The organism is Clostridia bacterium (assembly GCA_036562685.1).
Classification (GTDB): Bacteria; Bacillota; Clostridia; order Christensenellales; family DUVY01; genus DUVY01.
This window is the reverse complement of record DATCJR010000039.1, coordinates 1-4,296: the sequence shown is the minus strand read 5'-3', so window position 1 is coordinate 4,296 and position 4,296 is coordinate 1. Positions and strand designations below refer to the sequence as shown.

The window sequence follows — 4,296 nt, the reverse complement described above, 5'->3', positions numbered from 1 at the left end:
AAATTCCAAAGCCTGTTCTAGCGTCTTAATACCTCCGCTTGCTTTTACCTCAACAATGTTTTGGTCTTTATCTACTCCAAGCGCGCTTTCGCTTCGCTGAGTAGCTTTGATTGTGCGTATTATCAACTTAATTGATTCTGCATCGGCAGGGCTTTGGTATCCTGTTCCTGTCTTTATGAACCTTATGCCGCCTTGAACGCAAAGTTCGGTCATTTTTATTATTTCTTCGCGTGTCAAAAGACCTGTTTCAATGATCATCTTAACAGTCTTGCCGCGCGCTGCTTTCTTGATCTTTTTGATTTCCTTAGCGATGTATTCCCAATTGCCCTGTTTTATTTGGGAAATAGGCGCTACCACATCAACGTCTTGCGCACCTGCTCTTATTGCTTTCTTAACCTGCATAACTTTTATGTTGGTAAATTCTTCTCCCAAAGGAAAAGCTACAACCGTACCTACTTTTACAGGAGAGCCACGCAAAAGCTTTCTTGCCTTTTTTACATGCAATGGATTGACTATAACTGCCGCAAACTCATATTCTTTGGCGTCATTGCATAATTTTTCTATATCTGCATCAACTACATCCGCACGCAATAATGTTGAATCAATTATTTCTATAACTTCTCTGCTTTTTGTATAATCTATCATAAAAATTTCTCCTTAGTGTATAAGATATTTAACTATTGGTGTTTTTATATCCAAGTATTCAAATATTATTTTGCTTATTATATACCAAAGATAACATTATCACAATATGTTAAAGATAATCTTAATAATTCTTTATTATTTCGCTGCTTCGGACTTGTTGATAATAGCTTTTTTTATTCCGCCTAGTCCGTATTTGAATACTGCCATTGCCCCAAGACTGCACCAAAGCCCCACCAAAAAATATCTTATAAATGAACTTGCAAACAAACCAAGCCCCCACATATTAAACAAAGGCTTCAATCCTTCTTTTATGCCAAAAGCAACCGCCACTCCGAAAATAACTTTTAGAATCTGTACCCACCATAATTCTTGACGAACATCATAACGAATATACTTTTTCTCCAAAAGATAGCCTATGGCAACAGAAATAGATACTCCGCCAGCTACAAAGAAATCTTTGTGAACTGCTTCAGTATTAAAAATCGCCATTAATATTATAGAAAAAGGAATGATAAGTAATGCCCAATATTCTTCCTTGTCTTTCATAAGCGAAAAAATATAATATACAGCTATTGATATCATCGTTCCGATAGCAAAGCCGACTAGTACATCAGTCAAATAATGCTGTCCTAAGTACATTCTTGACAGCCCTACCAAAACAACAATCAAAAACATAAGCACGCAAAACCATACGCGTTTTTTGCGTAATCCATAATGGAATCCCAAAAGTGTATAAATTGAAGCGGCGCTTTGGGTATGTCCGCTAGGAAAAGAATAGCCGTGTGTTTGCTTGCCTATAGAAAGTGAATTGTCATTAGAAAAAGGTCTCGGTCTTTTTATAACATTTTTTAAGACATTGATAGTCAAAGCAGCAAATAAAAAATTAAGGCCCATAAAAAGTCCAAATCTTTTGTCAAAACACCAGAGTATAACTACCATAACCATAATAAAGGCTATTTCTTCACCAAGTTTGGTTATACCCAAAAATAACGTGTCAAAAAAGCTGTTTGAAATTTTTTGCAATGTCTTAATAATTTCGATTTCCCAAGTCATTAAATTAAATTCCTTAATCCTGATAAACAGTTACATTTTCGCCATCGGTCCAAAGTCTTTCTAATTGATAAAACTTTCTGGTTTCTTCATAAAAAATGTGGACAATAACTTCTCCAAAGTCAATTGCAATCCATCTGCCTTCTTGTATACCTTCCATTCTTAACGGATTGCGGTTGTATTTTTCGCCCATTTGAAATTCTAATTCCTGAGCTAATGCCTTAACAGCAGTTGTAGATGTCGCTGACGCCAAAACAAAATAATCGGCGATTATGGTCATATGATTGACATCTATCATAGTAATATCTTTTGCTTTTTTAGAACTCAAAATTCCACAAATATTTAGGGCTAATTCTTTAGACTCCACTTGTTATCTCCTTAAAGTAAAATTCATAAGCACTTTTCATAGCAGGTGTAATTTCAAAATTTTGACTGGTCAAATAATCCATAGTTTTTTTAATAGTCATAAAAACAGCTTTATCTATGTCATATTGGGCTGTTTGTACTATGGGTTCTAGTCCAGGCGTGGTTCGCGTAGGCTCAATATAATCTGCCAGAAAGATTATTTTTTCCAATAATGACATATTTGCGCGCGCTGTTGTATGGTATTTTATGGCATTGAGAATATCTTCATCTTTAATTCCAAAATATTTTCTTGCAATCTCAGCACCAAAATCAGCATGTCTGCACACAGCAGGCAATTCTATAGTATAATGAGTGATATTAAGTCCCAATTCATACGCTTTTTTCAAATTAAGGCTTTTTCCTATGTCATGGAATAAAGCGGCTAAGATAACGCTTTCAGAATCGGCTTTGTAGATATATCCAAGTTTTAATGCTGTCAATGCTACAGACAAAATATGCGCTATCCTCTTCTTGGGTAAGTTAAGTTTAGGATACATATCAGTAATGACTTTGTATCTGTTATATAAGCAATTTTGCTTTATGTATTGTGCCACATCTTTGGGTACAAAATCATCAATAGAATCAAAAGCATTTCTCAATCTAATTTCGGTAGATGATATATCTTGTCCAATAATATCAGATAAAATTATTTTTCCGCCGTAGAGTTTTTTGAATTCTTCTATATCCTGTCCTGTGTTTTGGTAATGCGGTCTTTTAATTACATAAAATGTCGCAAGTTCAGCCAGCTTTTGCGGACTATTCCACGTTTTTAGGTCTCTCATGCTGTCAGCGCCAATTACATATAACAGACTGTCCTGATCAAGATTATACTGATCTTTAAAATATTGCAATGTCTGATAAGTGTAACTCTTGCCTCCTTTATTTATTTCATAATCACTTATCTCATAATCAGGAAAAGCAAGCCTGCACATATTAAGCCTATCTTGAGAAGTAGCATTGGCTGACTTGTGCGGAGGTAGATAATTGGGTAATACAATTATTCTATCGTCTTCATAATGTTTTAATGAATTTAAAATTTCAACATGTCCATTGTGCGGAGGATCAAAAGTACCTCCAAAAATTATTAGCCTCATTATGTTTTTATTATACTATTATAATTAGTTTTTGAAAAGATGTTTTGTTTATAATTCGGAAATTTTGTCAATAATTAAAAAAAAGGATATCTATATATGACCAACAAAATTTCACGCATTTTTGATTATATTTTTGCAAGAGCTTTGGCGGCTTTGATAATATTCGTATGGATAAAATATTATATAGAGAGCCTAACCAAAGCCATTATCTTTACCTCTGTTATTATAGTTAGCATGATTATTATTTTTGATGTGGTTTTTGCAAAAAAATTCAAACTTAAAAATCAAGAAACAGAAAAAGATAAAAAAGAGCAGATAATGAATCAACTGTGCCTGAACAGCAATTCAGCAAATATCAATTTTTTTAACAAAATGCTTTCTACCCGCCATCCAGTTAAAACAGAAAAAAACTGTTTGATAATTCAAAAAGGTGAAGATAAACTGGCTGTGTTTATGAAGTTTTCTACCAGTAAATTAGCACCCAATAACGTAGCTGATATTATAAAAGACGCTAAGGATTTGGGCGTTAAAAAACTTTTGATACTTTCCAACGGTGCTAACCCGCTTGCTTATAGTTTTGCAGCATCAATTATAGGTCTTGATATTATTATTTATGACGACAAAAAAGTATATGAATTGATGAAAAAGTATGATATGTACCCTGAAATAAATTTAAAAATCAGCAAATATCCTAAAAAATACAAGCTAAGAGAATTAGCTGCTATCGCTCTATCCAAAAAGCGCGTAAAAGGCTATTTCTTCTCATCTTTACTTTTATTGTTTTCAAGCTTTTTTATAGCGTATTCTATATATTACCGAATAATAGCAACTATTCTGATGATTATGGCTTTGATTGCATTAAAGGATTTTGATTTTGTTAAAGAAAAAGAAAATATACTTTAAAACTAAATTTTAAAGTATATCTGGTCATAATAAAATAATTTTAATATCTAATTAGCTCTCAAAGTCTTTACTAATCAAACCATTCAAATTCGGTGTCAAGCATTCTTACTGTATCGCCGTTTTTGATGCCTTTTTCTTTTAAGGCTTTGTTTATGCCCAACTCATTTAAAGACCGTTGAAAATACGCCAAAGAGTCTGG

At 33.2% G+C, this 4,296-nt stretch carries 5 protein-coding genes; 1 reads left to right on the top strand and 4 read right to left on the bottom strand.

The features are described from left to right. The 4 genes from deoC to nadD form a co-directional block, all read right to left on the bottom strand. The coding region (gene deoC, locus VIL26_01670; GenBank protein HEY8389652.1) for a deoxyribose-phosphate aldolase at positions 1-645 on the bottom strand (645 nt) is incomplete at its 3' end. A 135-nt stretch (positions 646-780) separates the two neighbouring features. Beyond that, positions 781-1,698 (bottom strand): phosphatase PAP2 family protein, encoded by a 918-nt coding sequence (locus VIL26_01665; GenBank protein HEY8389651.1) that lies wholly within the window; start codon positions 1,696-1,698, stop codon positions 781-783. 13 nt (positions 1,699-1,711) lie between these two features. Beyond that, positions 1,712-2,062 carry a ribosome silencing factor gene (rsfS, locus tag VIL26_01660; protein HEY8389650.1) on the bottom strand — a complete coding sequence of 117 codons (351 nt, stop codon included), beginning with the start codon at positions 2,060-2,062 and terminating at the stop codon, positions 1,712-1,714. Continuing rightward, a complete protein-coding gene (gene nadD, locus VIL26_01655) occupies positions 2,052-3,194 on the bottom strand; it encodes a nicotinate (nicotinamide) nucleotide adenylyltransferase (GenBank protein HEY8389649.1) in 1,143 nt (380 codons plus the stop codon). Before nadD ends, rsfS begins: the two co-directional genes overlap by 11 nt. 96 nt (positions 3,195-3,290) lie before the next feature. Here nadD and VIL26_01650 point away from each other — a divergent pair, with 96 nt between their 5' ends. Then, positions 3,291-4,097, top strand: coding sequence for a hypothetical protein (locus VIL26_01650; protein HEY8389648.1), 807 nt, complete (start codon positions 3,291-3,293; stop codon positions 4,095-4,097). The last annotated feature ends 199 nt before the right edge of the window (positions 4,098-4,296 follow it).